A 26108-nucleotide genomic window follows, 5' to 3' on the forward strand; every position below is an offset into this window, starting at 1 on the left:
CGGACACCGATCGAAGGCACCCGCCAAACCCAACCGCGAGGGCGCTAAGATCCGTTGAAACTGGTTTCAGCCGCCCCCGCATGCCACCCAAGCCCCACCCCGCGCTGCCACGCACCACCATCGCCGACGTGGCGGAGAAGGCGGGCGTGTCCAAGGCGACGGTCTCGCGCTTCCTCAACCGGCGCGACGAGCTGCTCACCCCCGGCATCGCGACCCGCGTGGAGGCCGCGATCGCCGAGCTGGGCTACTCGCCCAGCCCCATGGCGCAGGCCCTCAAGCGCGGGCGCTCGCGCCTGATCGGGCTGGTGGTGGCCGACGTGACGAACCCCTTTTCCGTCGCCGTGCTGCGCGGGGCCGAGAAGGCCTGCCAGGAGGCCGGCTACCTGCTGATGCTGTTCAACCTGGGCGACGACGGGCAGCGCGAACGCGATGCGATCGAGGCGCTGGCTTCCTATCAGGTGGAGGGGCTGATCCTCAACACGCTGGGCCACGACGAAGGCGCGGCCGCGGCGGCGGCGCGGCAGGGAAGGCCCGTGGTGCTCGTCGACCGCCGGCACGCCAACATGCAGGCCGACTTCGTGTCGCTGGACCACGCGGGCGCGGTGCGGCTGGTTGCCAGCCACCTGCTGCAGGCCGGGTGGAACGAGCTGCTGTTCGTGACCGAGCCGGTGGCTGGTGTCAGCTCGCGCCAGGAGCGGGTCGCGGCCTTCCAGGCCTTCCTCGCGAATCACCCCGGGGTGGGCGGCGGCGTCCACGAATCGCTCGTCGACGACCCCGCGGGACTCGATGCGCAGCTGCAGGCCCTGCGCGCGAAAGGGCGCCAGCCCGCCGTGCTCGCCAGCAATGCGGTGATCACGCTGCGCATCGCCGAAGCCGTGGCCCGCCTGGGCTGGCGCTTCGGAGCCGACCTGGGCTTCGCCGGCATCGACGAAACCGAGTGGGCGCCCCTGGTCGGCCCGGGCCTGACCACCGTCGCCCAGCCCACCGACGCCCTGGGCCGGCTCGCCACGGCCTGCCTCCTGGAACGCCTGCAAGGCCTGGACGTGCCCCCGCGGCAGATCCTGCTGCCCGGGGCGCTGGTGCCGCGCCGCTCCTCCGCCGCGCCCGGGTCTCCGTGAAAACCCGGATGGGGCGGAACTGAAACCGGTTTCTATAATGACGCCCAGAAACCGGTTTCAGCGATTTTCGCGGACCTGAAACAATGGAGGGGGCGCCGGCCCCTCCCCCCGATCCAGTGAACTACGACTTCCAGTTCGATGCCGTCTTCGCCGCGTGGCCGCTGCTGCTGCGCGGGACGTGGATCACGATCCAGCTTTCGCTCACGGCCACCGTGCTGGGGCTGGCCGTGGCCATCGTCTGCGCCTGGATCAAGACCTCGGGCCCCAAGCCGCTGCGCGCGCTGGTCAACGTCTACATCGAGTTGATCCGCAACACGCCCTTCCTGGTGCAGCTGTTCTTCTTCTTCTTCGCGCTGCCGGCGCTGGGGCTGCGCTGGTCGGCGCACTCCGCCGCGCTGGTCGCGATGGTGGTGAACCTGGGCGCCTACGCCACCGAGATCATCCGCGCCGGCATCGAGTCCATCCCGCGCGGCCAGATCGAGGCGGGGCTGGCGCTGAACCTCAAGCGCCACCAGGTGTTCCGCCACATCGTGCTGAAGCCGGCGCTGAAGGCGATCTACCCGGCGCTCACCAGCCAGTTCATCCTGCTGATGCTCAGTTCGGCGGTCGTCTCGGCCATCTCGGCCGACGACCTGACCTCGGTGGCCGCGAACCTGCAGTCGCAGACCTTCCGCAGCTTCGAGATCTACATCGTCGTCACGATCATCTACCTGCTGCTGGCGATGGCCTTCTCGGCGCTGTTCCGGGTGGTCTACCGCTTGGCCCTCCACTATCCGGACCGCCGCTGATGCGCACCTTCGGCTATTCCGAATTCCTCTACATCGTCGAGGCGGCGCGCTGGACGATCGCGTTGTCGCTGATCGCCTTCGCGGGCGGCGCGATCGGCGGCCTGCTGGTGGCGCTGGCGCGCACCAGCGAGAACGCGTTCGCGCGCGGCGCCTCGGGCGTGTTCGTGCAGATCTTCCAAGGCACGCCGCTGCTGCTGCAGCTGTTCCTGGCCTTCTTCGGCCTGCCGATCCTGGGCATCGACGTCAATCCCTGGGTCGCCGCCGGCGTCGCGCTCATCCTGAACACCAGCGCCTTCCTCGGCGAGATCTGGCGCGGCTGCATCGAGGCCATCCCGCGCGGCCAGTGGGAGGCGGCGCAGGCGCTGGGCCTGCACTACTTCCCGCGCATGCGCGACGTGATCCTGCCCCAGGCCTTCAAGATCGCGCTGCCGCCCACCGTCGGCTACCTCGTGCAGGTGATCAAGGGCACCTCGCTCGCCGCCATCATCGGCTTCACCGAGGTGACGCGCGCCGGCCAGATCATCAACAACGCCACCTTCCAGCCGCTGATCGTCTTCAGCCTGGTGGCCGCCATCTACTTCGTGCTGTGCTGGCCGCTGTCGCTGCTGGCCGCCCGCATGGAGCGCCGCCAGGCCCGCGCGCTGGTGCGCTGATGCCTTTCCCGTCCTTTCCACCCAAGGAGATTTCCGCAATGCAATCCTTCTCCCGCCGCGCCTTCGCCGCCCTCGGCCTCGCCGCCACCGTGTCGCTGATCGCCGCGCCCGCCTTCGCGCAGACCCCCGCCGAGCTGAAGAAGAAGGGCGAGATCAACGTCGGCCTGCTGGTGGACTTCCCGCCCTACGGCACGACCAACGCCCAGAACCAGCCCGATGGCTACGATGCCGACGTCGCCCGCCTGCTGGGCAAGGACTGGGGCGTGAAGGTGAACCTGGTGCCCGTCACCGGCCCGAACCGCATCCCCTTCCTGCTGACCAACAAGGTCGACCTGCTGATCGCCTCGCTGGCCATCACGCCGGAGCGCGCCAAGCAGGTCCAGTTCTCCAAGCCCTATTCCGCCGCCACCATCGTGCTGCTGGGCCAGAAGAAGGCCAACATCAAGGGCCCGGCCGACCTGAAGCCGCTGCGCGTGGGCGTCGCCCGCGCCAGCACGCAGGACGTCGCGCTGACGGCCATCGCGCCGCAGGGCACCGAGATCCGCCGCTTCGACGACGACGCGACGGCCATGCAGGCGCTGATGTCCGGCCAGGTCGACGCGATCGGCTGCTCCACCACCGTCGCCGCGACGATCAACAAGCGCCAGCCCGGCGCCTTCGAACCCAAGTTCGTGCTGCGCCAGCAGGAGATGGCCGTCGCCATGCGCCCGGGCCAGTCCGAGCTGCTGAAGGCGGTGAACGAGTTCGTCGAGAAGAACACGGCCAACGGCGAGCTGAACAAGCTGTACAACAAGTGGCTGGGCGCCGACCTGCCGAAGATGCTGTAAGTCCCGCGCGGGGAACAGGATGAACGATCGAGTGCAGTCCGCCGCCGAACCCATCATCCGCATGGAAGGGGTCCAGAAGTGGTTCGGCAAGTTCCAGGTGCTCACCGACATCGACCTCGCGGTCGCGCCCGGTGAGCGCATCGTGGTCTGCGGGCCTTCCGGCTCCGGCAAGTCCACGCTGATCCGCTGCATCAACGGCCTGGAGACCGTGCAGCAGGGCCGCATCGTGGTGGACGGCATCGAGCTCACCGGGCACAAGCGCAACATCGACAAGGTGCGCGCCGAGGTGGGCATGGTCTTCCAGCAGTTCAACCTGTTCCCGCACCTGACGATCCTGCAGAACTGCACGCTGGCGCCGATGCGCACCCGCGGCGTCAGCCGCGAGGAGGCGGAAGCGACGGCGATGAAGTTCCTGGAGCGGGTGCGCATTCCCGAGCAGGCGAACAAGTACCCGAGCCAGCTCTCGGGCGGGCAGCAGCAGCGCGTGGCGATCGCGCGGGCGCTGTGCATGACGCCGCGCATCATGCTGTTCGACGAGCCCACCTCCGCGCTCGACCCCGAGATGGTGAAGGAGGTCCTCGACACCATGATCAGCCTCGCGGAAGAGGGCATGACCATGCTGTGCGTCACCCACGAGATGGGCTTCGCGCGCAGCGTCGCCGACCGCGTGATCTTCATGGCCGACGGCCGCATCGTGGAGGAGGCGCCGCCGCAGCAGTTCTTCACGGCGCCGCAGCACGAGAAGACGAAGAATTTCCTGGGCCAGATCCTGAGCTCGCACCACCAGCCAGCGGTGGCGTGATGCAGCAGGTCCTGATTTCCCTGTCGTCCTTCGGGGCGGCGGAAGTGCGCCGCCATGGCCAGGCGTGGGCCACGCAGCTGGCCTTGCAGGCCGGCGCCGACGGCATCGAAGTGCGCAGCGAACTGCTCGTCGACGGCGCGGGCGAGCTGCCGGCGATCGCGGCCCTCGCGCGCGAGGCCCGCGCGGCGCTCGTGTATTCCAGCCACGAAGGCCTGTGGGCGAGCGACGGTGCGCTGGACGCCGCGGCGCTGGAGCGGGCGCTGGATGCCGCCGCGGCGCTCGGCGCCCCGCGGCTGAAGATGGCGATCGGCGGCTTCGCCGCCGGATCGGAGCGCGCGTTCGAACACCTCGCACGCGTGCTGCGCGAACGCGGCACGGAACTCGTGATCGAGAACGACCAGACCGTGGCGGCCGGCACGCTGCCGGCGCTGCAGGCCTTCTTCGCGGCCGCCGAGGCGAACGGCCTGCCGCTGGGCATGACCTTCGACATGGGCAACTGGCACTGGCTGGGCGAGTGCCCGCTGGAAGCGGCGCGTGGCTGCGCGCCGCGCGTGCGCTACGTGCACTGCAAGGGCGTGCAGCGCCAGCCCCACCGCTGGGTGGCGGTGCCCCTGGCCGAATCGGCCGCGCCCTGGCGTGCCGTGCTGCGGGCGCTGCCGCGTGGCCTGCCGTGGGCGATCGAGTTCCCGCTGGTGGGCGACGACCTGCTGGAAGTGACGCGCGCGCAGCTCGCCCTGCTGCGCGCCGTGCCGGCCAGCCTGGGCGCGGAGGCGCGCGCGTGAACGGCTTCCGCTACGACGTCGCCCTGTTCGGCGAGATGATGATGATGTTCGTGGCGGACCGCCCCGGCCCGCTGGAACAGGTGCCCACCTTCCACAAGCGCACCGCCGGCGCGGAGACGAACGTCGCGATCGGGCTGGCGCGGCTGGGCCTGCGCGTCGCCTGGGCGAGCCGCCTGGGCACGGACTCTATGGGCCGCTACCTGCTGGGCGAGATGCAGCGCGAAGGCGTGGACTGCAGCCGCGTGGCCTGCGATCCGGCGCAGCGCACCGGCTTCCAGTTCAAGGGCCGCGTCACCGACGCGAGCGACCCGCCCGTGGAATACCACCGCAAGGGCTCGGCGGCGAGCCAGATGGGCCCGGACGACGTGGACGCCGCCTGGCTCGCGACCGCGCGCCACCTGCACGCCACCGGCGTCTTCCCCGCGATCTCGGCGAGCGCGCGGGCCGCGGCCCACAAGACGCTGGACGTCATGCGCGCGGCCGGCCGCACGATCTCCTTCGACCCCAACCTGCGCCCGACGCTGTGGCTCACGCCGGAGGAGATGCGCCGCGAGATCAACGCGCTGGCGGTCAAGGCCGACTGGGTCCTGCCCGGACTGGAGGAGGGCCGCTTCCTCACCGGCGAGGCGACGCCGGAGGCGATCGCGGCGTTCTACCGCGAGCGCGGCGCGAAGCTGGTCGCGGTGAAGCTCGGTCCCGAAGGCGCCTACTACGACGCGGAGCAGGGCCGCGGCTTCATTCCCGGCTTTCCCGTGCCGCAGGTGGTGGACACCGTCGGCGCCGGCGACGGCTTCGCCGTGGGCGTGGTGAGCGCGCTGCTGGAAGGCCGCTCCGTCGCCGACGCCGTGCGGCGCGGCGCCTGGATCGGCGCCCGCGCGGTGCAGGTGCTGGGCGACACCGAAGGCCTGCCGACGCGGGCCGAACTGCAGGCGAGCGGATGGTGAGCGCCGCGCGCCGCTCGGTGCTGGTGTTCCGCGAGCTGCCGCCGGACCAGCTCGAACGCATCGCGGCGCTGCACGACGTGGTCGTCGCCAATCCGCGCAAGCCTGCGCAGAAGGCCGCCTTCGAGGCGGCGCTGCCGGGGGCCGACGGCCTGATCGGCTCCAGCTATGCGTTCACGCCGGCGCTGCTGGACCGGGCGCTGCGGCTGCGCGTGATCTCGAGCATCTCGGCGGGCGTCGACAACTATCCGGTCGCCGACCTGCGCGCGCGCGGCATCGTGCTGTGCCACACGCCGGGCGTGCTGACGGAGACGACGGCGGACACGGTGTTCGCGCTGGTGATGGCGACCAGCCGTCGCCTCGTCGAACTCGCCAACCACGTGCGCGAAGGCCGCTGGGACCGCAACATCGGCGAGGACCTGTTCGGCTGGGACGTGCACGGCAAGACGCTGGGCATCCTCGGTTTCGGCCGCATCGGCCAGGCCGTCGCGCGCCGTGCCGCGCTCGGTTTCGGCATGCCCGTCCTGTACCACAACCGGCGTCCGGTCGACGTGCCGGAGCTCGCCGGGCGCGCGACGCAGGCGCCGCTGGATGAAGTGCTCGCGCGCAGCGACATCGTCGTGCTGACGCTGCCGCTCACGGAGCAGACGCGCGGCCTCATGGGCCTGCGCGAGTTCGCCCTCATGAAGCAGGGTGCGATCTTCATCAACGGCGGCCGCGGCGGCACCGTGCAGGAGGCCGCGCTGCTCGAAGCCCTGGACCGCGGGCAGCTGCGCGCGGCCGGCCTCGACGTGTTCGCGGTCGAACCGCTGCCGCTCGACTCGCCGCTGCGGCTGCATCCGCGCGTGACGGCGCTTCCCCACATCGGCTCGGCCACCCACGAGACGCGCCACGCGATGGCGCAGCTCGCCACGACCAACCTGCTGCAGGTGCTGGCCGGCGAGCCCCCCGTCGCGGCCTACGGCGGCTGAGCCCGTCCGCAGCCCAGCCGCTTCTTCCTACGCCAGCTTGCGAGCGGGCCGACACGGGCGGCGCGCCCGGCCGCTAGATTGGGTGCATCGGCCGGCAGGACCCGGCGGCTTGCAAGGAGCAAACGATGACGATGGTGTCGGATGTCATGACGCGCGACGTGCGCACGCTGAAACCGGGCGACTCGGTGGTGGACGCGGCGCGCTGCATGGACGAACTGAACGTGGGCGTGATCCCGGTGTGCGATGGCGAGAAGCTGGTCGGCATGGTGACCGACCGCGACATCGTGGTGCGCGGCGTGGCGCAGAAGGGCGAGATCGGCGGCATGAAGCTGGCCGACGTGATGAGCGGGCACGTGCGCTGCGCGAAGCCCGACGACGACGTGGACGAAGTGCTCGGCGAGATGGCCGAAGCCCAGATCCGCCGCCTGCCGGTGGTCGATGGCAACCAGCGGCTGGTGGGCATCGTCTCTCTGGGCGACATCGCGGCCAAGAACCCGGACGACGAGGTCGACGTGGCCATGTCGCTGGGCGACATTTCCTCGCCGGCCGAGCCGGACCGCTCGGAGGCGGGCAGCAGCCAGGGCAGGCGCTGAGGCGCGATCCTCGCGTCCATCCCCCGGATGGCCGAGTTGGGGGGCGGCGACAGGCCTGCGGAGCTTGTCGCGGTCCTTCCCCTCGGTCACGGCACGGTCACGCAGCCTGCCTAGACTGGGCAGGTGCGCTTCTCCTCCGTCTTCCAGCAACCGGTTCCGGTGCCGTCGCCCCGGCCCGCGGAGGAGGTGCGCGAACAAAGCCCCGAACCGCCGCCTGCGCCTGCAGCTGCGCCGGAGCTGCCGGACGAACTCGACGCGCGCGTGCGGCTCATCGGGGAGTGGCAGTTCGGCGAAGGCTGAGCCGTGCCAACAAAAAGGGCGCCTCGCGGCGCCCCGGAAGACAGGCTTCCCCGTCCGCTCAGTGCGAACCGCCGCTGTCGCCGCCGCTGTGCGAACCGCCACCCTGCGAGCCGCTGCCGCCGTGCGAGCCGCCGCTGTTGCTGCCGCTGGCGTGGTTGCTGCTGCCCGAAGAGCTGTTCATCGCGCTGCGACGGTTGGCGCTGCGGGCCATGCCGCCCTTGCGGCCGGCTTCGCGCGCCTCTTCCGAGGTGAACTCGTGGGCGGTGCCCTTCTCGTGGGCGGCACGGCCGCCTTCGCTGGCAATCTCGCGCTGCCGCTGCGGGTCCATGGAGGCGAAGCCGCGGTTCGATTTGCCGCCCTGGTTGCCCTGATTGTTGGAAGCCATCTGACGATCTCCTTGCAAAACTGGATGTTGGAACTGCATGTCCGATCTGCGCCGGCCATGGTGTGATTGAGCTTGCAAGCGCGTACTGCGCTCGTCAGGCACCAAAGCAGGAGGGTGTAGGAGCGGCCCTACCTCGTCACACGAGGGAGCGGGGCAGGACTTCGGCCCGCAGCCGGCGCAGCAGGGCGTCGGCGTCGGCGGGCACGCCGGGGTCGGGCCGGGGCTGGGCCTGCAGCCGGGCGAGCAGGCGCGGGAACTGGCTGGCCAGCGGCGGGATCGGTGCGAGGAACAGCACCTGGTCCCCCCGCGCGACCAGCAGCGTGGGAAAGGTGACGATGTCGACGTCGCCCATCGTCTCGTCCTCGTCCTCCACGTCGACCCAGGCGAAGCGCATCTGCGGGTGCGCGCGGGCCTGCTCGGTGAACTGCGGCAGCCAGTCGCGGCACACGCCGCACCAGGCGGCGCACAGGCAGGCGACCCACCAGGTGGCTTGTTCCTCGCCGGCCATGCTGTCCATGGCGGCAGTGTAGCGGGCGCGTTCAGGCCGCGGCGCAGGCGGCGTAGGCATCCAGCTTGCGGCGGTAGGCCGACGTGCCCACCTGCATCAACCCGAGCACCGAGTGGAACAGGTTGTCGTGCGTGATGTGCTCGCCGGCGCGGGCGCGCAGGCAGGCCACCGTGATGCCGCTCGCCTGCTCGAAGCCGGGCGAGAGCCAGGTGACCCAGGGCACGTGCTTCTGCACGTCCGGCGCGATCGCGTAGGGCAGTCCGTGCAGGTAGAGGTTGTTCTCCCCGAGCGACTCGCCGTGGTCGGCGACATAGAGCAGCGCGGTGCGATAGTCCGCGCGCCCGCGCAGCCAGGCGATCGCGGAGCCGAGCACGTGGTCGGTGTAGGCGATGGTGTTGTCGTAGGCGTTGCGCAGGTGTTCGCCGTCGCAGTCGGGCAGCTCGCTGCTCGTGCACTCGGGCAGGAAGCGCTTGTAGGCCGCGGGCGTCCGCTGGGCGTACGCGGGCCCGTGGCTGCCCATCTGGTGCATCACGAGCACGACGCCCCGCTCGCGCTGCGCCGCCGGCAGTGCGGCCAGGCGCTCGTCCAGCCCGGCCAGCAGGATCTCGTCGTGGCATTCGCCCGAGGCGCAGTAGCGCGGGTCCTTCAGCGCGGAGGTGTTCACGTGCGGCACGCGGTCGCACGCGCCCTTGCAGCCGCCCGGCTGGTTGTCGATCCACAGCACGGCGAGGCCCGCGTGCCGCAGCACGTCGAGGAGGTTTTCCGTGTCGTGCTCCCGCGCCAGGAAGCCCTCGCGGCCGAGGGGCGAGAACATGCAGGGGACCGAGGCCGCGGTGTTGGTCCCGCAGGACCAGGCGTTGCGGAAGCTCGCGACGCCGGCGCGGGCCAGCTCCGGCGTCGTGTCGCGGGCATAGCCGTTGATGCCGAAGTTGCCGCTGCGGCCGGTCTCGCCGAGAACGAGCAGCAGCAGGCGCGGCGGGCCGTTGGCGGCGGCCACGGTCGCATCGCGGCCGACCGGCACCAGTTCGCCCTGCAGGCGCCGGCTGCCGAAGCCGGCGTGGCCCAGGGCGTAGACGGAATTCAGGGGATTGAGCAGATAGCGCAGTTCCTTGTGGTTGCGCATGGTGGAGGCGAGCGACTGGAAGCCGAGCAGGATCAGCGCCGCGACGATCGCGATCGCCAGGCCGGTCGCAGCAAGGTTGCGCACCGCCTGCCGCGGCCAGGGGTGGTGCACGACGGCGCTGCGCCAGACCAGCCAGGACGGCAGAACCGCGCCGAGCAGCACGACGACCGCCAGCCGCCAGGTGAGCAGGCCTTCCGCTTCGCGCCAATCGGTCTGCAGCACGTTGGTCGCCATCGTGCCGTCGATGACGATGCGGAAGGTCCACATGTAGTAGCCGCCGATCGCGGTGGCGAACAGCAGCACGGTGATCGCGGGCTTGAGCAGCGGCCGCCATGCGAGCAGGCTCAGCAGCGCGGCGACGCCGGCGGCCACCAGCCCCGCGAGTGTCAGCGGCAGCAACCACCCGCCGTGCGCCTGCAGCAGCCCCAGCCGGCCGAGTTCGCGCCACAGCGGCGCGTTGCCGGCGGTCGCCATCCACAGGCTGGATGCGGCGACCAGTCCGGCGGCGGGCAGGCGGCGAACCTCTTGCTTGCTCATTCAGCGATCCCTTCTGTCGCCCAGGCGCGCGGCCAGGCGGCGTGCACGGCCCATGCGACGCTCCAGCACACCACGGCCGACCAGAGCGTGTGGCTCATGAAATGGGCGCCACGCCACTGCTGCGCCACGCCCAGCAGCACCCCCACGGCCAGCGCGGCCGCGAGCCAGCGCCGGGCCACCACGGGATCGACCGCGCGGAACGCGAAATAGCCTCCCGCGAAAGTGAATCCCGACGACGCATGGCCGGCCGGGAAGCAGTGGCCGCCACCCCCGTCCAGCCGCAGCGTCCAGTGCGAGGCGTAATGGGCGATCCCGCCGAAGTCGGCGAGTTCCCAGGGGCAGCTCGTGTGGCTCTCGAGCTTGAGCAGCGACACCGCGAGAGCGCCGAGCAGCACGGACACCGCGAGCTGCAGCCGCTCGCCCTGCTTCAGGCGCGCGAGCGGCCCCAGAGGCCACCACACGGACAGGCAGAGGACCAGCGCCAGCAGCCAGGCGAGGCGGCGCCCGCCTTCGTGTGCCACGACCGTCAGGAGCCATTGATCGCGCCAGGGGAAGCCGGCGGCAGAGCCGGCCAGGTGCGCCAGCGGCAGGTCCAGCCCGCTCGCGTCCCAGCCCAGGGCCAGTGCGAACAGGGCGAGCGTCACCCACCCCGCGCCGGACAGTCCCATCCTCTTGTTGCTCATGGGCCGCGATGCTGAGCGGCGTCGCTTAAGAGGCCCTTAACGCACAATCCGCGCATGCGCGTGCTCGTGGTGGAAGACGACAGCGGGATCGCCGGGGGCTTGGCGGCCCACCTCGGCCGTGCGGGCCACGCGGTGGACTGCACGCCCGCGCTGGCGCCTGCATGGCATGCGCTCGCCTCCGAGCCCTACGACGTGGTCCTGCTCGACCTGGGACTCGCGGACGGCGACGGCAGCGAGCTGCTGCGCCGGCTGCGCCAGGCGCCGGCCGGCCGGCTGCCGGACCCCGCGACGCCGGTGCTGATCATGACCGCCCGCGACGAGGTGGCCTCGCGCATCGCCGGCCTCGACCTGGGCGCCGACGACTACCTGACCAAGCCCTTCGATCCCGACGAACTGGCGGCCCGCATGCGGGCGCTGCTGCGCCGCTCGGCCGGGCGGGCCCGTCCCACCCTGGGGTACGGCGACCTCGAGGTCGACCCGGCGGCACGCACGGTGCGCCGGGCCGGCGAGCCGGTGGAGCTGTCGGCGCGCGAGTTCTCCATCCTGCTGGCGCTGCTGGAGGCGCGGCCCCGGGTGCTCTCGCGCGCGCAGATCGAGGCCAAGCTCTACAACTGGGACCACGCGCTGGAGAGCAACGCGATCGAGGTCCACGTGCACCGCCTGCGGCGCAAGCTGGGCGAGTCGCTGGTGCGCACGGTGCGCGGCGTGGGCTACTACATCCCGGCCGAGCCGGGCGCGGCATGAAGGCCGCGCGGACGCCGACGCTCACGCGGCACCTGCTCGCCTGGGCCCTGGGCGCGCTGACGCTGGTCTGGGCGGCCTTCATCGTCTTCGGCTACAGCACCGGCGAGCACGAGGCCGACGAGCTGACCGACGGGCACCTGGCCAGCGTCAGCTCGCTGCTGCTGCCGCTCGCGCCCGGCGGGCTGCAGGCGGACGCGGCGCGGCCGGTGATCACCAACGGCAAGGACCTGCGCGCCCACGACTACCAGCGTTCGCTCACCGTCGTCGTGTGGGATGCGCAGGGCCGCATGCTCTCGCGCACGGGCGATGCCCCGGCGCCGCCCTTCAGCGCCGAAGGCGGCTTCACCACCCTGCGGCTGGGCGATCCGCCGCAGGCCTGGCGCGCCTTCTCGCGCTGGGACGACGCGCATGCGTACAAGCTGATGGTGCTGCTGTCGCTGGCGGAGCGCGACGACCTGGCGGCCGACATCGCCGGCCAGGTGATCGAGCCGGGGCTGTGGCTGCTTCCGGTGGTGGCGCTGCTGCTGGGGCTTGCGATCCACCGCGGGTTGCGTCCGCTGCGCCAGCTGGCGCAGCAGGTGCACGCGCTGGACACGCGCGAGGCGCAGAAGCTGCAGGCGCGGGTGCGCTTCGCGGAGCTCGGCGCCGCGGTGGACGCGATCAACCGGCTGGTGGAGCGCTACCACGCCGCGCTCACGCGCGAACGCGCCCTGGCCGATGAATTCGCGCACGAGCTGCGCACGCCGCTCGCCTCCATCGCCCTGCAGGCCCGGGTGCTGCAGGATGCGCCCGACGGGCCCGAGCGCGGCGCGGCGCTGGTGCGCCTGCGCGAGGACGCGTTGCGCGCGGGCGAGGTGCTGGCGCACCTGCTGGCGCTGGCGCGCGCGAGCCGCGCCGAACTCGCCGAGGCGGCGCAGCCGCTGGACCTGGACGCGCTGGCGCGGCGCGTGGTCGCCGACTTCGCGCCGCAGGCGCACGCCGGCGGGCGCGAGCTGGGGCTCGCCAGCCCGGGCCCCTTTCCCCTGGCCGGCCATGCGGTGCTGCTGGAGCTGGCCTTGCGCAACCTGGTGCAGAACGCGCTGGCGCACACGCCCGCGGGCACGCAGGTGGAAGTGGAGCTGGATCCGGAGGCACGCTCGCTGCAGGTGAGCGACGACGGCCTGCGCCACGCCGGCCCGCCGGGCGAAATGCGGGAGGGGGGCGTGCAGCCGCTGCGCCTGGGGCTGGGGCTCCGTGTCGTCGAGAAGGTCGCGGCGCTGCATGGCGCGAGCTTCGAGCCGGAGCTGCCGCTCGAGGGCGGGCGGCGCGCCTGGCGCCTGCGCTTCGGCCCGCCCGCCGCTCAGGTGTAGGTGATCCAGTCGCGCCACGCGGGCGCGTCCAGGTGCGGCACGGCGTTGAAGCCCGCCAGCATGTGGCGCTTGGGCGTGAAGGCGAATTCGGTGATCGACGTGTTTCGGATGCGCAGGTTCAGGTCGATCGTGACCTCCGGGCGCGTGCCCAGCACGTGGCCGACGGCCGTGGCGATCGGCCCGCCGCTGGTCACGACGAGCACGTTCTGGCCGTAGTGGTTGGCCCGCACGTGGTCGAGCGCGCCCGCGACGCCGGCGACGAAATCGGCGTACGCCGGCATGCCGGCCGGGCTGGTGCTGCCGGCCATCCACTGCGCGAGGCCGTCGCGCAGCAGGCGGAAGTGGTGCCGCACCATCTCGGGCGAGGTCGGCTTCTCCAGCTTGTGCGGGTGGACGCAGGCGATCACCGCGTCGCTGTCGTATTCGTTCAGGCCCTCCCAGGCGAGGTGCTCGCCGGCGCGGTTCATGCCTTGCAGGATGCCGTCCAGCGTCTGCTTGTGCCGGCGCAGCGTGCCGGCGATGAGGGCGTCGAAATGGATGCCGCGCTCGGTGAAGTATTCGCCCAGGCGGATGCTCTGGCGCTGGCCCAGCTCGCTCAGCTGGTCGTAGTCGGCGGCGCCGAAGGATGCCTGCCCGTGGCGGACGAGGTAGAGGGTGCCCATGGACGGATTCTGCCGAAGCGGCCCGCCGGCCCCCGTCCCGGCGGTGACGGCTAGAGGCCGCCGGAAGCGAGCGGGACGCGGCCGCGCGGCGTGTCGAACACCGCGCACAGTTGGGGAGCGCCCTCCTTCACGGCTACGCCCTGCAGGTCGATCGCCGCGTACGCCTTGCGCAGCGCGTCGGCCTGCGGGTGCGCCACGGACAGCGACTGCAGCGTGAGGCCCGATTCCGGCATGCCGGGCGCGGGGTGCGTCGCGCCCCACTCGATCAGCGTCGGCAGCGTGCCGTCGAACAGGCGCTGGCCGTCGTCGCGCAGCGTGATCTGCCATGCGAGCAGGCCGCGCGGCGTCATGCGGGACGCTGCGACCGGCTCGCCCCGATCGATGCCGAGCGCCTGCAGGCGGTTCACCGCCGCGCGCACGTCGGGCACGCTGGCGACGAAGTGCAGCAGGCGCGGGCCGCTGCGCGCCAGGGTGTCGCGAACGCTTTCCTCGTCGAGGTCGAACCAGCGGCGGGCCCGCTGGGGCGTGCGCTGCGGCTGCACGGCGATGATCTCGAAGTAGGCGCGCGGATAGTCCACGGTGGCGATGCGCAGCAGGCGGTTGTGCGTACCCATCAGGGGGTGCTCGCCGCCGGGGCCGGGCTGCACGCCCAGCGTGGCCTCGCACCACGCCGCGCCTTCCTCGAGGCTGGCGGCCGCCACGACCAGGTGATCGACGCGCGCCGTCATCTCAGAGCCTCGCCTGCCCGTCGATGCAGGTGACGGAACTGCCGCCGATCCAGGTCTCGCCGCCGGCGTCGCGCTCGACGTGCACGCGGCCGGCGCGGCCGAGCGCCGTGCCCTGGCTGGCGACGTAGCGCGTCGGCGCATGGCCGGCCGCCACCAGCCACTGCGCCAGAGCGGCGTTGAGGCTGCCGGTGACCGGGTCTTCGGTGAGGCCGTTGTTGCCGGGGAAGAAGGCACGCACCTCGAAGGCGCAAGGCGCGCCGGCGGCGTGCGGCCCGACCACGCCGACGTCGAGGCCGGCCAGCACCGTCGCGTCCGGGTGGAGGGTGAGCACCTGCTCGGCCGATTTCAGCAGCACGCCGCGCCAGTTCGGGCCGTTGTCGCACCAGGCGTGGTCGACGATGTCGCCGCGTGCGAGGCCCAGCCCGCGGGCGATCAGCGCCACGTCGGCTTCCGGCAGCGGGCCGCTCTTGCGCAGCGGCGGCGCGGCGAAGGCAAGACGCGTCCCTTGGCGCTTGAGCTTCACCAGGCCGACGCCGCATTCCTGCACGACGAATTCGGCGCGCGGACGGCCGCCCGCTTCCAGCCAGGCGTGGCAGCTGCCCAGCGTCGGGTGGCCGGCGAAGGGCAGCTCGCGGCCGGGCGAGAAGATGCGCACGCGGTAGTCGGCGCCGGGCTGCGTCGGCGGCAACAGGAAGGTCGCTTCCGACAGGTTGGTCCACTCGCAGAACTGCTGCATGTCCTCGGTCGACAGGCCTTCGCCGTCCAGCACGACGGCGAGCGCGTTGCCGCGGTACGGGACTTCGGTGAACACGTCGACTTGCTTGAAGGGGCGCAGGCGGCTCATGGGCTCTCCATGTGTTCACGGATGGCGGCGGCGAGCGCCGCGATGCCGGTGGCGATCTCCGCGGCGGACGCGGTGACGAAGGACAGGCGCAGCGTACGCGGATCCGCCGCGTCCGCATAGAACGCGGCGCCGGGGACGAACGCCACGCCCTTGTCGACGGCCTTGGGCAGCAGTTCGACGGCATCGACGCCCGCCGGCAGCCGGGCCCACAGGAACATGCCGCCGGCGGGTGCGTTCCAGCGCACGTCCAGGCGCTGCATCTCGCGCGCGAGCGCCGCCAGCATGGCGTCGCGCTGCGCGCGGTACAGGGCGCGGATGGTCGGCACGTGCCGCTGAAGGAAACCGTCGCGCATCACCTCGGCCACCAGCCGCTGGTTGAAGCCGGGGCTGTGCAGGTCGGCCGCCTGCTTGGCCTGCAGCAGCTTGGGCAGGACCGCATGCGGCGCGACGATGTAGCCCAGGCGCAGGCCGGGCGCGAGCACCTTGGAGAAGGAGCCGAGGTACAGCGTGCCTTCGGGGTAGCGCGCGGCCAGCGGCGCGGGCGGCGGCGCGTCGAACCACAGGTCGCCGTAGGGGTTGTCCTCCACGATGGGCAGGGCCAGTTCGCGGGCGGCCTGCACCAGCGCCGCGCGCCGGGCCTCGCCCATCGTGCGGCCGGTCGGGTTCTGGAAGTTCGGCAGCACGTACAGGAAGCGGGCGCCGCTGCGCTGGCGCGCCAGGTGGGCCAGGTCGAGGCCTTCGTCGTCGCTGGCGATCCCGACCATCTCCGGCTCCATGGTCGCGAAGGCCTGCAGCGCGCCGAGGTAGCTGGGCGTTTCCACCAGCACGCGGCTGCCGGCGTCCAGCAGCACCTTGGCGACCAGGTCCAGGCCTTGCTGCGAGCCGGTGGTGATCAGCACCTGCTCCGGATCGACCGGCCAGGGCAGCAGCGCCGCGACGGCCTCGCGCAGCGGCGCGTAGCCTTCGCTCGCCGCGTACTGCAGGGCGGCCTCGCCGTCGCTGCGCAGGACCTGGGCGCAGGCCTGCGCGAACGCGTCGACCGGGAAGGTGCGCGGGGAAGGCAGTCCGCCGGCGAAGCTGATGATGCCCGGCCGCTCCGTGACCTTGAGGATCTCGCGGATGAAGGAGGGGTTCATGCGCTCGGCGCGGCGCGCCAGGGTCCAGCCCGTCATGGGCGGCAGGTCTCGGGGGTTCATCGGGGCTCCATGGAAGGGGACAGGAGGGCCGCGGGCGGCGCGGCGCGGACGGGCATCTTCTTGCCGGCGAACACGGTGGCGATCACGGCGAGGGCGAAGCCCAGCGTGACGGCGTCCAGGCGCTCGCCGAGCAGCGGCACGGCGAACAGCATGCTCATGAAGGGCTGGACCAGTTGCACTTGGCTGACGCGCACAGTGCCGCCGAGGGCCAGTCCGCGGTACCAGGCGAAGAAGCCGATCCACATGGAGAACACGCCGACGTAGGCCAGGCCCCACCAGGCGCTGGCCGGCACCGGCTGCAGCGGCCGCGACCACCAGGTCAGCGGCACCACCAGGGGCAGGGCGAGCACCAGCGCCCAGCAGGTCACGTGCTCGGCGCGCATGCGCTGCGACAGGCGCGCGCCCCAGGCGTAGCCGACGGCGGCGCAGGCCATGCCGGCGAGCAGCAGGACGTCCGCGAGGTGCAGGCTCAGGCCCTGGCCGCCGCGCAGGATGGCGAAAGCGATCACGAGCGCGCTGCCGAGCGCCGCGCAGATCCAGAAGCCCGCCGAAGGACGCTGCCGGTGCAGCAGGGCGCCGGCCAGCGCGGTGGCGAGCGGCAGCACGCCGACGATCACGCTGGCGTGCACCGCTTCCACGTAGCGCATCGCGATCGACGTGAACACCGGGAAGCCGAACACCACGCCGGCCGAGGTGATGACGAGCGGCCACCAGTCGCCGCGCTGCGGGCGCGGCGCCCGGGTGGCGACCAGGAACGGTATGGACAGCGCAGCCGCGATGGCCGCGCGTCCCATGGCCACGAACAGGCCCGACATGTGCGGCGCCCCGGCGCTGCCGACGGCGAGCCGCGTCATGGGGAGGGTCAGGGCGAAGATCGCCACGCCGACGAAGCCGAGCCACAGGCCCTTGCGTTCGGCGGCGTTCATGACAGGAGGGCTGGCAGGGGCATGCGAAGCAATGTAGCCTTCCCTACCAATACACCGGCAGTACACTTTTCCAGGTCACCGGCCGCGCTGTATCGGTCGGCATGCCAGTACAGAGGACCTCTCCCATGCTGATGAAGGCTTCGTCGCAATCGCTCACCGAACAGCTCGCCGGCCGCTTCTCGGAGCGCATCCGCAACCGCCTGCTCGCGCCCGGCGCGCGCCTGCCTTCGGTGCGGCAGTGCGCGGAGCAGCACGGGGTGAGCCCGTCCACCGTGGTCGCGGCGTACGACCAGCTGCTGGCGCAGGGGCTGGTGGAGGCGCGCAAGAACCGCGGCTTCTTCGTGCGGGAAGCCTCGCCGCCGCGCGGCGAGCCCGGTCCGGCGGCCGCGCCGGCGCTGCCGGGGGGCTGGAACGCGGCGCACTGGATCGTCGCGCGGCGTGGCCCGCCGCCCGTCAACGCCACCTCGCTGATCCGCAGCATGTTCCACAAGGTGAGCGACAAGCCGCAGCCGGGCATGGGCGTGATGCCGAGCGAGTGGCTGGAGACCACGTTCATGCCGGCGGCGGTGCGCAAGGTCACCTGCACGCGCGCGCTGAACGAGTTCTCGCTGCAGTACGGCGAGCCGCTCGGCGACGCGAGCCTGCGCCGGGCGCTCGCCACCAAGCTGGCGGGGCTGAACGTCCCGGCCGCGCCGGAACAGATCGTCACCACGGTCGGCGCGACGCATGCGCTCGACATCGCCAGCCGCACGCTGCTGCGCCCCGGCGACCCGGTGATGGTGGAGGAGCCCGGCTGGGCGGTGGAATTCGCGCGGCTCACGGCCCTCGGCATGCACCTGCTGCCGGTGCCGCGCCGGGCCGACGGGCCGGACCTGGAGGTGATGGCGCGCTACTGCGCCGTGCACAAGCCCAAGCTGTACGTGAGCGTGAGCGTGTTCCACAACCCGACGGGCTATTGCCTGTCGCCGGGCAGCGCGCACCGGCTGCTGCAGCTGGCGAACCAGCACGATTTCCACATCGTCGAGGACGACACCTACAGCCACATCGCGCCGCCGCATGCGACGCGCCTGTCGGCCCTGGACGGCCTGCAGCGCACGATCTACGTGGGCGGCTTCGCCAAGGTGCTGGCGCCCAACTGGCGCATCGGGTTCCTGGCGGCGCCGCAGAAGCTGGTGGAGCAGATGCTGGACACCAAGCTGCTGGCGACGCTCACGACGCCCGCCCTGCTGGAGCGGGCGCTGGCGCTGTGCATCGACCAGGGGCAGCTGCGGCGCCACTGCGAACGCATCCGCACGCGCCTGGACGGCGCGCGCAGCCGCAGCGTGCGGCTCGCGCTGCAGGCGGGCTGCCGCTTCGCGGCGGAGCCGGTGGGCATGTTCGGCTGGGTGGACACCGGCGTGGACACCGACGCGCTGGCCCAGCGCATGCTGGACGAGGGCTACCTGCTCGCGCCGGGGGCGCTGTTCCACGCGGAGCGCAAGCCCAGCACGCTGATGCGCATCAACTTCGCGACCACGCAGGACGCGACCTTCTGGAAGAAGTACGCGCAGGTGGTGAAGCGCATGTGAGCGATCGGGCGCTCACAGCATCTCGTCGGGCGCGAACGGCGCGAGCACGCGCACCAGCAGCCGCAGCTTGAGGCTGGCGCCCGGCTCGTGGGGCTCGCTGCCGAAGGAGGCCCCAGGGGGCGCTTCCCAGAACAGCTTGCCGTCGCGGCGCTGCAGGTGGTAGGCCGCCGTCGCGAGCGCTTCCTCGATCTGCCTGGTGGCGAGCTGCGACAGCGCGGTGCTGCGAATGAGCAGCGCGACTTCGCTGTTCTTCAGCTGCGAGCGCAGGTCCAGGTTCATCGAGCCGATCACCGCGAGGCGCTGGTCGATGATGACGGCCTTGGAATGCAGGCTGGCGCGGCCCTTGTGGAAGTCGCCCTTGGAGCCGCCCGGTCCGCTGCCGAGCCAGCCGCCGCGGTGGCGGCGGCCGCTGCTGCTGCCGGAGCCGAGCAGCTCCGCCGCGGTGTCCGGATCGGCCCGCATCTCGTACAGCTCGACGCCCATCGCGAGCAGTTCGTCGCGGTAGCGGGCATAGCCGGCGTGGGCGGCCGGCGCGTCGTTGGAGGCCATGGAGTTGGTGAGCACGCGGATGCGCACGCCGCGCTGACGCAGCTGCCGGTACACGTCCATCATGCGGTCGCCCGGAACGAAGTAGGGCGAGATGATCAGCACGTCGCGCTGCGCGCCCTGCATCAGCTGCAGGAGGCCGTCGATGACGGTTTCACCCGAGTCCACTTCGTCGTCGCCGGGGCCGATCTTGCCGGGACGGTCGACCAGCAGCGTGGCGGGCGCCCAGACCAGCGGCACCTTGCGCAGGTCCATGGACGGCCGCTCGGCCTCGGCGACGGCCTGCGGGTTGACCGAGGGCAGCACGGTGGGCGAGACCGTGACGGGCAGGACGGGTTTCGCGGCCTCGGCGGCGGAGGCAGGTGGCTTGCGCGCGGCCTCCAGGTCCTCCGGGTCCATCAGCGTCTGGACGGGGTACGCGAGCGGGTCGTTCCAGAAGCGGTCGAAGCTCGCCGACATGTCGCGCACGATGCGGCCGGCGGCGAGCACGTCGAGGTCCACGAAGTTCTGCTTGTCGCCGCCGCCGAAGTAGCGGTCGCCCAGGTTGCGCCCGCCGGTGATGCCCCACGCGTTGTCGGCGATGAACAGCTTGTTGTGCATCCGCTTCTGCATGCGGTCGACGTCGCCGAGCGAGCTGAGGATGCGGCCGAGCATGTTGTTGCGCGGCCCGGAGAGCGGGTTGAACAGGCGCACCTCCACGTTCGGCTCGAAGGCGAGGCGCAGCACCTGCGCGTCCTCGCCGACCGAATTGAAGTCGTCCAGCAGGATGCGCACGCGCACGCCGCGGCGGGCGGCGTCGCGCAGCCTTTGCAGGATCACCTCGCTGCTGGCATCCGCGTGGATGGCGTAGTACTGCAGGTCGAGGCTGCGCTCGGCGCCGTCGACGAGGGCGAGCCGGCTGGTAAGCGCGCTTTCGGCGCTGTCCAGGAGCAGGAAGCCGGAGTCGCTGCGCGTGCGGGCCTGGGCGCGCCGGGTTTCGGCCAGCTTGCCGAGGGTCGTCTGCTGCGGCTGCGCGAAGGCACTCGAGGCGGTGCGGTGGTCGTTGGCCGGCAGGCTCGCGCAGCCGCTCGCCCAGCCGAAGAAGACGAGGAGCACCAGCCAGCGCAGCACGCGCGGCCAGGCCGTGGGCGCGAGGGAAGATGCGGGGACGGGAGGGCAGCTGCGCATGGGTCCGACGAATGTAGCCGCCGGCTTCGCGCAGCGGGTCCCGCCAAGGTCAGCAATGGCCGCCAACGGGTGACGGCCGAAGCCTACAGTTGGCCCAGGCTCTCCCAGCGCTCCAGCGCCGTCATGAGCTCCTCCTCGATCTGTTCGCTGCGCTGCGCGAGTTGCAGCGCGCGCTGCGGATCCTCGCGGTACACGGCGCCGGCGGCGAGTTCGACCTGGATCGCCGCCTGCTCCTGCTCCAGTGCGTCGATCAGGCCGGGGAGCGCCTCGAGTTCGCGCTGCTCCTTGTAGCCGAGCTTGCGCTTCGGCGCGGTCGCGGCGGGCGCGGCCGCGGGCTTGTCGCGCGTCGCAGGACTCGCGGCCGGCTTCGCGGCCTCCGCCAGCTCGCGGGCCCGGCGCGACTGCGTGAGCCAGTCCTGCACGCCGCCTTCGTACTCGCGCCAGCGGCCCTCGCCCTCGAAGGCGATCGTGCTGGTCACCACGTTGTCGAGGAAGGCGCGGTCGTGGCTGACGAGGAACACGGTGCCCTCGTAGTCCTGCAGCAGTTCCTCCAGCAGTTCCAGCGTGTCGATGTCCAGGTCGTTGGTGGGCTCGTCGAGCACCAGCACGTTGGCCGGGCGCGCGAACAGGCGCGCGAGCAGCAGCCGGTTGCGCTCGCCGCCGGACAGCGAGCGCACGGGCGAGGACGAGCGCGCCGGCGAGAACAGGAAGTCGCCCAGATAGCTCTTCACGTGCTTGCGCTGCCGGCCGATCTCGATCCATTCGCTGCCGGGGCTGATGAAGTCCTCGAGCGTCGCATCCGGGTCGAGCGCGGTGCGCATCTGGTCGAAGTACGCGACCTGGAGGTTGGTGCCGAGGCGCACGCGTCCACTGTCCGGCGCGAGTTCACCGAGGATCAGCTTCAGCAGCGTCGTCTTGCCGGCGCCATTGGGCCCGATCACGCCCACCTTGTCGCCGCGCAGGATGGTGGCGCTGAAATCGCGGACGACGGCGCGGTCGCCGAAGGACTTGGAGACCTGGGTGAGCTCGGCGACGAGCTTGCCGCTTGGCTGGCCCGAGGCGACGTCCATGCTGACGCGGCCCAGGGCCTCGCGGCGCGCGGCGCGGCGCGAGCGCAGCTGCTCGAGGCGGGCGATGCGGCTCTGCGAGCGGGTGCGGCGGGCCTCCACGCCCTTGCGCACCCAGACTTCCTCCTGCGCGAGCAGCTTGTCCGCCTTGGCGTTGACGACGGCCTCCTGCGCCAGCTGTTCCTGCTTGAGCGCCTGGTACTGGCTGAAGTTGCCCGGGTAGGACAGCAGCCGCCCGCGATCGAGTTCGACGATGCGGGTCGCGACCCGGTCGAGGAAGCTGCGGTCGTGCGTGATCAGGACGACGCTGCCGCGGAAATCGATCAGCAGGTTCTCCAGCCACTCGATGGAGTCCAGGTCCAGGTGGTTGGTCGGTTCGTCGAGCAGCAGCACGTCGGGCCGGCGCACCAGCGCCTGCGCCAACGCCACGCGCTTGCGGTTGCCGCCGGACAGCGACGCCACGCGCGCGTCCGGCTCCAGGTGCAGGCGCTGCAGGGTCTCGTCGACACGCTGGCGCCAGTTCCAGCCGTCCTGCGCCTCGATGCGCCCCTGCAGGGCGTCGAGGTCGCCGCGGCCGTGCGTGTAGTCGTCCACCAGCGCGATCACGTCGGCCAGGCCGGACCGCACGGCGTCGAACACGGTTGCCTCTTCGGCGAGCTGAGGCTCCTGCGCCACGAAGGCGGTGTGCAGCCCTTGTTGGCGCTGCACTTCGCCGTCGTCCGGCCGTTCCAGTCCGCCGAGGATGCGCAGCAGCGAGGACTTGCCGGCGCCGTTGCGCCCGATCAGGCCGACGCGCTCGCCCGCTTCCAGGGCGAAGTCGGCGTGGTCCAGGAGGGGCACGTGCCCGAAGGCGAGCTGGGCGTCGGCGAGCGTGATCAGGGCCATGGGTGATGCGGAAAAGCCATCGAGCGTAGCACCGCGCGACGCAACGCTTGGGCACGGGGAGGTGCTTGGCTATAGTGGCACTGCCGTGCAAGGAGGGTTCGTCGTGGAGCTGAATGTCAATGGCACGCGCCTGCAGGTGCAGGCCGATCCCGCGATGCCGCTGCTGTGGGTGCTGCGCGACCTGCTGCAGCTGACCGGGACCAAGTTCGGCTGCGGCATCGCCGCCTGCGGCGCCTGCACGGTGCGCATCGACGGCCAGGCGGTGCGCTCCTGCGTGCTGCCGGTCGGCAGCGTCGCCGGCAAGGCGATCCAGACCATCGAAGGGCTCGGCACGGCCACGCGGCCGCATGCCTTGCAGGCGGCCTGGATCGCCGAGCAGGTGCCCCAGTGCGGCTATTGCCAGAGCGGGATGCTGATGGCCGCTGCCGCCTTGCTGGAGAAGAAGCCGAAGCCGAGCGATGCGGACATCGATGCGGCCATGACCAACATCTGCCGCTGCGGGACCTACCAGCGGGTGCGCGCCGCGATCAAGCGGGCGGCGGGGATCAAGGCGTGAAGCGCCGCACCTGGCTGCTGGGCACCACCGCCGGCGTCGGGGCGCTGCTGGTGGGGTGGGCGGCGTTGCCGCAGCGGTCCCGCGTGGGGCTCGCGTCGATGATGGCGCCGGGCGAAGGCGACATCGCGCTCAACGGCTGGATCAAGATCCTGCCGGACAACGGCGTCGTGCTCGCGATGCCGCGCAGCGAGATGGGGCAGGGCGTGCACACGGCCTTGCCGCAACTGGCGGCGGAGGAACTCGACGTGCCGCTCGCGTCGGTGCGCATCGAGCAGGCCGGCTGGGACGCGGTCTACGGCAACGTCGCGATGCTGGTGGGCAACCTGCCCTTCCATCCGCAGGAGGCGGAGCGCGAGGACGGCTTCGGACGGGTGAAGGCCGGCCGCTGGCTGGTCGGCAAGCTCGCGCGCGAACTGGGGCTGAACGCCACGGGCGGCTCGACCAGCGTCGCCGACGCCTGGGACGTCGTGCGCCTGGCGGCAGCGACCGCGCGGGCCTCGCTGCTGGGTGCGGCCTCGCTGCAATGGAGGCTGCCGGCGGAGGAGCTCAAGGTCGCCGCCGGCGTGGTTTCGCATCCCTCCGGCCGCTGGGCTACTTATGGCGAGCTCGCGCGATACGCGTCCGCGACGCCCCCGGGCCGCGTGCAGTTGAAGGACCGCAAGTCGTGGCGCGTGATCGGCCAGCCGGCGCCGCGGCTGGACGTGCCGGGCAAGGTGAACGGCAGCGCCCGCTTCGGACTGGACGTGCGCCTTCCGGGAATGCGTTTCGCCGCCTTGCGGCTGGCACCTGCGCTGGGCGGAGCGCCGGGGCGGGTGGATGCGCGGGCTGCGCTGGCGATACCGGGCGTGCGGCGCGTCGTCTCGCTGCCTGCGTTCGCGGGGTCGACTGCCGGCATAGCGATCGTCGCGGACAGCTACTGGCAGGCGCGCCAGGCCGTCCAGGCGGTGGACGTGGAGTGGCGTGGACCTCCGGCCGGCGGGCCGGATTCGGCGCGCATCGCAAAGGAGCTGGAGGACGCCGTGAAGATGCGCGACGGCTACCGCTTCTACGAGCGCGGCGACGTGGAGCATGCCGGAGGGGCGGGTGCTCGCACGATCGAGGCCTGGTATCACGCACCCTATCTCGCGCACGCCACCCTGGAGCCGATGAACGCGACGGCGCGGGTGAGCGGCCAGCGCGTAGAGGTCTGGGCGCCGACGCAGGCGCCGCAGATGTGCCGCGCGGCCGCCGCGCGGGTCGCCGGCGTCCCCGTGGAGCAGGTGGACCTGCACGTGACGCTGCTGGGGGGCGGATTCGGCCGGCGCCTCGAGGTGGACTACGTGGCGCAGGCGGTGCGGGTCGCGATGGACGTCCCCGGCGTGCCGGTGCAGCTGGTGTGGTCGCGCGAGGACGACATGCGTCACGACTTCTACCGCCCGATGCAGGTGGCGCGGCTGCGCGCGACGGTGGCGCCTTCCGGCGAGCTGGTCGCGCTGCAGGTGAAGTCAGCCGGGGATGCCATCTCCCCGCGCTGGATGGAGCGGGGACTGCCGATCTTGTCGGGACCGATCGACCTGCCGGACAAGACGACGCAGGAGGGTCTCTTCGACCAGCCGTATGGCTTCGCGCACCAGCGCATGGAGCACGTGTCCACCCGCAGCGGGGTGCCGGTGGGTTTCTGGCGTTCGGTCGGGCACTCGCACAACGCCTTCTTCATCGAATCCTTCATCGACGAGCTCGCCACGATGCTCGGGCGCGACGCGGTGGTGCTGCGCCGGACGCTGCTGAAGGATGCGCCGCGGCACCGGGCTGTGCTGGAGACCGTGGTCGAGCGCTCCGGTTGGGGCTTGCGACCGCTGCCGGCGGGACGGGCGCGCGGCCTGGCACTGCACGAGTCGTTCGGCTCGGTGGTGGCGCAGGTCGCGGAAGTCTCGCTGGAGAACGGCACGCCGCGCGTGCATCGCGTCGTGTGCGCCATCGACTGCGGCACCGTGGTCAATCCGCAGATCGTGGCGCAGCAGATGGAGGGCGCCGTCGTGTTCGGCCTCACCGCGGCGCTGCATGGCCGGATCGACATCCGCGAGGGCGCCGTGCAGCAGGGGAACTTCCCCGATTACCCGATGCTCACACTCGCCGCGGCGCCGCACGTGGAGACCTGGGTGGTGGCGAGCGAACGGCCTCCCGCGGGCGTCGGCGAACCCGGCGTACCCCCCGTCGCGCCGGCGGTGGCGAACGCCCTGTTCAGCCTGACCGGCAAGCGCCAGCGCTCGCTGCCATTCGTCCTGTGACCGTAGGGGTTTCTACCGTGGTATAGTCGCGGGCTCTGCTGATGACGACATCGCGAAAGCGCTGACGGCAGCGGCAGAAAAAGAGGGCCCTGGCCTCGACGGACGATCAAAAGTCGGTATAGAATCTAGGGCTTCGCTGATCACGACAGCGAGACGCGACACAAGCGCGGATCGCCGAAAAGAAAAGCGAAACAGCTGGACAGGGCTTCGAAAAATCTGTCATAATCGAGGGCTTCGCTGATCGCAGCGAAGACGGCAGAGGGAAGCGGCGGTGAGCTGCTGGCCGATGCGGGATCGTTAACAACATACAGCCGATAAGCGTGGGCGTTTGATGGCGAGCTGCCAAGTTCTTCGGAACAAATCAAACGCTCATGAAGAGACAAGAAGGTTCAGAAATGAGCCGTCTTTGTCGATTCCTGAATGAGCGAAATTCAAGATCGAACTGTAGAGTTTGATCCTGGCTCAGATTGAACGCTGGCGGAATGCTTTACACATGCAAGTCGAACGGCAGCACGGGGGGCAACCCTGGTGGCGAGTGGCGAACGGGTGAGTAATACATCGGAACGTGCCCAGTCGTGGGGGATAACGTAGC

26 protein-coding genes and 1 rRNA gene are annotated in these 26108 nt (G+C 71.5%); 16 read left to right on the plus strand and 11 right to left on the minus strand.

The features are described 5' to 3' along the window. Positions 1-80: 80 nt before the first annotated feature. From ACY0MJ_RS18530 to ACY0MJ_RS18575, 10 genes are all read left to right on the plus strand, one after another. Positions 81-1118 carry a LacI family DNA-binding transcriptional regulator gene (locus ACY0MJ_RS18530; protein WP_462640018.1) on the plus strand — a complete coding sequence of 346 codons (1038 nt, stop codon included), beginning with the start codon at positions 81-83 and terminating at the stop codon, positions 1116-1118. Positions 1119-1234: 116 nt separating this feature from the next. Next, positions 1235-1906: an amino acid ABC transporter permease gene (locus ACY0MJ_RS18535; RefSeq protein ID WP_462640019.1), complete on the plus strand. Its 672-nt coding sequence runs from the start codon at positions 1235-1237 to the stop codon at positions 1904-1906. After that, positions 1906-2559, plus strand: coding sequence for an amino acid ABC transporter permease (locus tag ACY0MJ_RS18540; RefSeq protein WP_462640020.1), 654 nt, complete (start codon positions 1906-1908; stop codon positions 2557-2559). Before ACY0MJ_RS18535 ends, ACY0MJ_RS18540 begins: the two co-directional genes overlap by 1 nt. A 38-nt stretch (positions 2560-2597) precedes the next feature. After that, the gene (locus tag ACY0MJ_RS18545) at positions 2598-3386 is read left to right on the plus strand and encodes a transporter substrate-binding domain-containing protein (protein ID WP_462640021.1); all 789 of its coding nucleotides are present in this window, start codon (positions 2598-2600) and stop codon (positions 3384-3386) included. 19 nt (positions 3387-3405) lie between these two features. After that, positions 3406-4188, plus strand: coding sequence for an amino acid ABC transporter ATP-binding protein (locus tag ACY0MJ_RS18550; RefSeq protein ID WP_462640022.1), 783 nt, complete (start codon positions 3406-3408; stop codon positions 4186-4188). Then, positions 4188-4970, plus strand: coding sequence for a sugar phosphate isomerase/epimerase family protein (locus ACY0MJ_RS18555; protein ID WP_462640023.1), 783 nt, complete (start codon positions 4188-4190; stop codon positions 4968-4970). The genes ACY0MJ_RS18550 and ACY0MJ_RS18555 overlap by 1 nt, the downstream gene beginning before the upstream one ends. Next, on the plus strand, positions 4967-5914 hold the full coding sequence (locus tag ACY0MJ_RS18560; RefSeq protein ID WP_462640024.1) for a sugar kinase: 948 nt from the start codon (positions 4967-4969) through the stop codon (positions 5912-5914). Before ACY0MJ_RS18555 ends, ACY0MJ_RS18560 begins: the two co-directional genes overlap by 4 nt. Beyond that, positions 5911-6882 carry a 2-hydroxyacid dehydrogenase gene (locus tag ACY0MJ_RS18565; protein WP_462640025.1) on the plus strand — a complete coding sequence of 324 codons (972 nt, stop codon included), beginning with the start codon at positions 5911-5913 and terminating at the stop codon, positions 6880-6882. The genes ACY0MJ_RS18560 and ACY0MJ_RS18565 overlap by 4 nt, the downstream gene beginning before the upstream one ends. Positions 6883-7007: 125 nt before the next feature. Continuing rightward, complete coding sequence (locus ACY0MJ_RS18570; RefSeq protein WP_462640026.1) at positions 7008-7475, plus strand: CBS domain-containing protein; 468 nt, start codon at positions 7008-7010, stop codon at positions 7473-7475. A 123-nt stretch (positions 7476-7598) separates the two neighbouring features. Next, positions 7599-7775 carry a hypothetical protein gene (locus tag ACY0MJ_RS18575; protein ID WP_462640027.1) on the plus strand — a complete coding sequence of 59 codons (177 nt, stop codon included), beginning with the start codon at positions 7599-7601 and terminating at the stop codon, positions 7773-7775. Positions 7776-7833: 58 nt separating this feature from the next. Here the strand turns inward: ACY0MJ_RS18575 and ACY0MJ_RS18580 are convergent, their stop codons facing one another. The 4 genes from ACY0MJ_RS18580 to ACY0MJ_RS18595 all read right to left on the minus strand — a co-directional run bounded on the left by ACY0MJ_RS18580 (position 7834) and on the right by ACY0MJ_RS18595 (position 11011). Beyond that, positions 7834-8160, minus strand: a complete 327-nt coding sequence (locus ACY0MJ_RS18580; protein ID WP_462640028.1) for a KGG domain-containing protein — start codon at positions 8158-8160, stop codon at positions 7834-7836. A gap of 136 nt (positions 8161-8296) precedes the next feature. Further along, positions 8297-8677 carry a thioredoxin family protein gene (locus tag ACY0MJ_RS18585; RefSeq protein WP_462640029.1) on the minus strand — a complete coding sequence of 127 codons (381 nt, stop codon included), beginning with the start codon at positions 8675-8677 and terminating at the stop codon, positions 8297-8299. A gap of 22 nt (positions 8678-8699) precedes the next feature. Further along, positions 8700-10328 (minus strand): phosphoethanolamine transferase, encoded by a 1629-nt coding sequence (locus ACY0MJ_RS18590; protein WP_462640030.1) that lies wholly within the window; start codon positions 10326-10328, stop codon positions 8700-8702. Then, positions 10325-11011 carry a phosphatase PAP2 family protein gene (locus ACY0MJ_RS18595; RefSeq protein WP_462640031.1) on the minus strand — a complete coding sequence of 229 codons (687 nt, stop codon included), beginning with the start codon at positions 11009-11011 and terminating at the stop codon, positions 10325-10327. The genes ACY0MJ_RS18590 and ACY0MJ_RS18595 overlap by 4 nt, the downstream gene beginning before the upstream one ends. A gap of 54 nt (positions 11012-11065) precedes the next feature. Between ACY0MJ_RS18595 and ACY0MJ_RS18600 the strand changes: the two genes are divergently transcribed. Beyond that, positions 11066-11755 carry a response regulator transcription factor gene (locus tag ACY0MJ_RS18600; RefSeq protein WP_462640032.1) on the plus strand — a complete coding sequence of 230 codons (690 nt, stop codon included), beginning with the start codon at positions 11066-11068 and terminating at the stop codon, positions 11753-11755. Continuing rightward, on the plus strand, positions 11752-13104 hold the full coding sequence (locus ACY0MJ_RS18605; RefSeq protein ID WP_462640033.1) for a histidine kinase dimerization/phospho-acceptor domain-containing protein: 1353 nt from the start codon (positions 11752-11754) through the stop codon (positions 13102-13104). Before ACY0MJ_RS18600 ends, ACY0MJ_RS18605 begins: the two co-directional genes overlap by 4 nt. On the opposite strand, the gene ACY0MJ_RS18610 is transcribed toward ACY0MJ_RS18605, so the two are convergent. From ACY0MJ_RS18610 to ACY0MJ_RS18630, 5 genes are read right to left on the minus strand one after another with little or no spacing between them, the layout of a single operon-like run. Then, positions 13095-13766 carry a histidine phosphatase family protein gene (locus ACY0MJ_RS18610; protein WP_462640034.1) on the minus strand — a complete coding sequence of 224 codons (672 nt, stop codon included), beginning with the start codon at positions 13764-13766 and terminating at the stop codon, positions 13095-13097. The genes ACY0MJ_RS18605 and ACY0MJ_RS18610 overlap by 10 nt on opposite strands. A 50-nt stretch (positions 13767-13816) precedes the next feature. Next, complete coding sequence (locus ACY0MJ_RS18615; protein WP_462640035.1) at positions 13817-14494, minus strand: VOC family protein; 678 nt, start codon at positions 14492-14494, stop codon at positions 13817-13819. A gap of 1 nt (position 14495) precedes the next feature. Then, positions 14496-15338: a PhzF family phenazine biosynthesis protein gene (locus ACY0MJ_RS18620; protein WP_462640036.1), complete on the minus strand. Its 843-nt coding sequence runs from the start codon at positions 15336-15338 to the stop codon at positions 14496-14498. Beyond that, complete coding sequence (locus tag ACY0MJ_RS18625; protein ID WP_462640037.1) at positions 15335-16534, minus strand: aminotransferase-like domain-containing protein; 1200 nt, start codon at positions 16532-16534, stop codon at positions 15335-15337. The genes ACY0MJ_RS18620 and ACY0MJ_RS18625 overlap by 4 nt, the downstream gene beginning before the upstream one ends. Continuing rightward, a complete protein-coding gene (locus ACY0MJ_RS18630) occupies positions 16531-17460 on the minus strand; it encodes a DMT family transporter (RefSeq protein ID WP_462640038.1) in 930 nt (309 codons plus the stop codon). Before ACY0MJ_RS18630 ends, ACY0MJ_RS18625 begins: the two co-directional genes overlap by 4 nt. 125 nt (positions 17461-17585) lie before the next feature. Here ACY0MJ_RS18630 and ACY0MJ_RS18635 point away from each other — a divergent pair, with 125 nt between their 5' ends. Further along, a complete protein-coding gene (locus ACY0MJ_RS18635) occupies positions 17586-19028 on the plus strand; it encodes an aminotransferase-like domain-containing protein (protein ID WP_462640039.1) in 1443 nt (480 codons plus the stop codon). Between the two features lie 12 nt (positions 19029-19040). On the opposite strand, the gene ACY0MJ_RS18640 is transcribed toward ACY0MJ_RS18635, so the two are convergent. Then, positions 19041-20741 carry a phospholipase D-like domain-containing protein gene (locus tag ACY0MJ_RS18640; protein ID WP_462640040.1) on the minus strand — a complete coding sequence of 567 codons (1701 nt, stop codon included), beginning with the start codon at positions 20739-20741 and terminating at the stop codon, positions 19041-19043. An 83-nt stretch (positions 20742-20824) separates the two neighbouring features. Next, positions 20825-22693 carry an ATP-binding cassette domain-containing protein gene (locus ACY0MJ_RS18645; RefSeq protein WP_462640041.1) on the minus strand — a complete coding sequence of 623 codons (1869 nt, stop codon included), beginning with the start codon at positions 22691-22693 and terminating at the stop codon, positions 20825-20827. Between the two features lie 103 nt (positions 22694-22796). On the opposite strand from ACY0MJ_RS18645, the gene ACY0MJ_RS18650 reads away from it, so the two are divergent. The 3 genes from ACY0MJ_RS18650 to ACY0MJ_RS18660 form a co-directional block, all read left to right on the plus strand. Continuing rightward, on the plus strand, positions 22797-23249 hold the full coding sequence (locus ACY0MJ_RS18650) for a (2Fe-2S)-binding protein (protein WP_462640042.1): 453 nt from the start codon (positions 22797-22799) through the stop codon (positions 23247-23249). Then, positions 23246-25516 (plus strand): xanthine dehydrogenase family protein molybdopterin-binding subunit, encoded by a 2271-nt coding sequence (locus ACY0MJ_RS18655; RefSeq protein ID WP_462640043.1) that lies wholly within the window; start codon positions 23246-23248, stop codon positions 25514-25516. The genes ACY0MJ_RS18650 and ACY0MJ_RS18655 overlap by 4 nt, the downstream gene beginning before the upstream one ends. 439 nt (positions 25517-25955) lie before the next feature. Further along, a 16S ribosomal RNA gene (locus tag ACY0MJ_RS18660) occupies positions 25956-26108 on the plus strand; the annotation flags it as partial.

The sequence above is a fragment of the Ramlibacter sp. bp-362 genome, assembly GCF_054956735.1.

What these genes read in the sequence shown, in the direction of transcription:
- ACY0MJ_RS18530 (WP_462640018.1), top strand. Translation starts at nt 81, where the DNA reads ATGCCACCCAAGCCCCACCCCGCGCTGCCACGCACCACCATCGCCGAC.
- ACY0MJ_RS18540 (WP_462640020.1), top strand. Translation starts at nt 1,906, where the DNA reads ATGCGCACCTTCGGCTATTCCGAATTCCTCTACATCGTCGAGGCGGCG.
- ACY0MJ_RS18545 (WP_462640021.1), top strand. Translation starts at nt 2,598, where the DNA reads ATGCAATCCTTCTCCCGCCGCGCCTTCGCCGCCCTCGGCCTCGCCGCC.
- ACY0MJ_RS18550 (WP_462640022.1), top strand. Translation starts at nt 3,406, where the DNA reads ATGAACGATCGAGTGCAGTCCGCCGCCGAACCCATCATCCGCATGGAA.
- ACY0MJ_RS18555 (WP_462640023.1), top strand. Translation starts at nt 4,188, where the DNA reads ATGCAGCAGGTCCTGATTTCCCTGTCGTCCTTCGGGGCGGCGGAAGTG.
- ACY0MJ_RS18570 (WP_462640026.1), top strand. Translation starts at nt 7,008, where the DNA reads ATGACGATGGTGTCGGATGTCATGACGCGCGACGTGCGCACGCTGAAA.
- ACY0MJ_RS18580 (WP_462640028.1), bottom strand. Translation starts at nt 8,160, where the DNA reads ATGGCTTCCAACAATCAGGGCAACCAGGGCGGCAAATCGAACCGCGGC.
- ACY0MJ_RS18585 (WP_462640029.1), bottom strand. Translation starts at nt 8,677, where the DNA reads ATGGACAGCATGGCCGGCGAGGAACAAGCCACCTGGTGGGTCGCCTGC.
- ACY0MJ_RS18590 (WP_462640030.1), bottom strand. Translation starts at nt 10,328, where the DNA reads ATGAGCAAGCAAGAGGTTCGCCGCCTGCCCGCCGCCGGACTGGTCGCC.
- ACY0MJ_RS18595 (WP_462640031.1), bottom strand. Translation starts at nt 11,011, where the DNA reads ATGAGCAACAAGAGGATGGGACTGTCCGGCGCGGGGTGGGTGACGCTC.
- ACY0MJ_RS18600 (WP_462640032.1), top strand. Translation starts at nt 11,066, where the DNA reads ATGCGCGTGCTCGTGGTGGAAGACGACAGCGGGATCGCCGGGGGCTTG.
- ACY0MJ_RS18605 (WP_462640033.1), top strand. Translation starts at nt 11,752, where the DNA reads ATGAAGGCCGCGCGGACGCCGACGCTCACGCGGCACCTGCTCGCCTGG.
- ACY0MJ_RS18610 (WP_462640034.1), bottom strand. Translation starts at nt 13,766, where the DNA reads ATGGGCACCCTCTACCTCGTCCGCCACGGGCAGGCATCCTTCGGCGCC.
- ACY0MJ_RS18615 (WP_462640035.1), bottom strand. Translation starts at nt 14,494, where the DNA reads ATGACGGCGCGCGTCGATCACCTGGTCGTGGCGGCCGCCAGCCTCGAG.
- ACY0MJ_RS18620 (WP_462640036.1), bottom strand. Translation starts at nt 15,338, where the DNA reads ATGAGCCGCCTGCGCCCCTTCAAGCAAGTCGACGTGTTCACCGAAGTC.
- ACY0MJ_RS18625 (WP_462640037.1), bottom strand. Translation starts at nt 16,534, where the DNA reads ATGAACCCCCGAGACCTGCCGCCCATGACGGGCTGGACCCTGGCGCGC.
- ACY0MJ_RS18630 (WP_462640038.1), bottom strand. Translation starts at nt 17,460, where the DNA reads ATGAACGCCGCCGAACGCAAGGGCCTGTGGCTCGGCTTCGTCGGCGTG.
- ACY0MJ_RS18635 (WP_462640039.1), top strand. Translation starts at nt 17,586, where the DNA reads ATGCTGATGAAGGCTTCGTCGCAATCGCTCACCGAACAGCTCGCCGGC.
- ACY0MJ_RS18640 (WP_462640040.1), bottom strand. Translation starts at nt 20,741, where the DNA reads ATGCGCAGCTGCCCTCCCGTCCCCGCATCTTCCCTCGCGCCCACGGCC.
- ACY0MJ_RS18645 (WP_462640041.1), bottom strand. Translation starts at nt 22,693, where the DNA reads ATGGCCCTGATCACGCTCGCCGACGCCCAGCTCGCCTTCGGGCACGTG.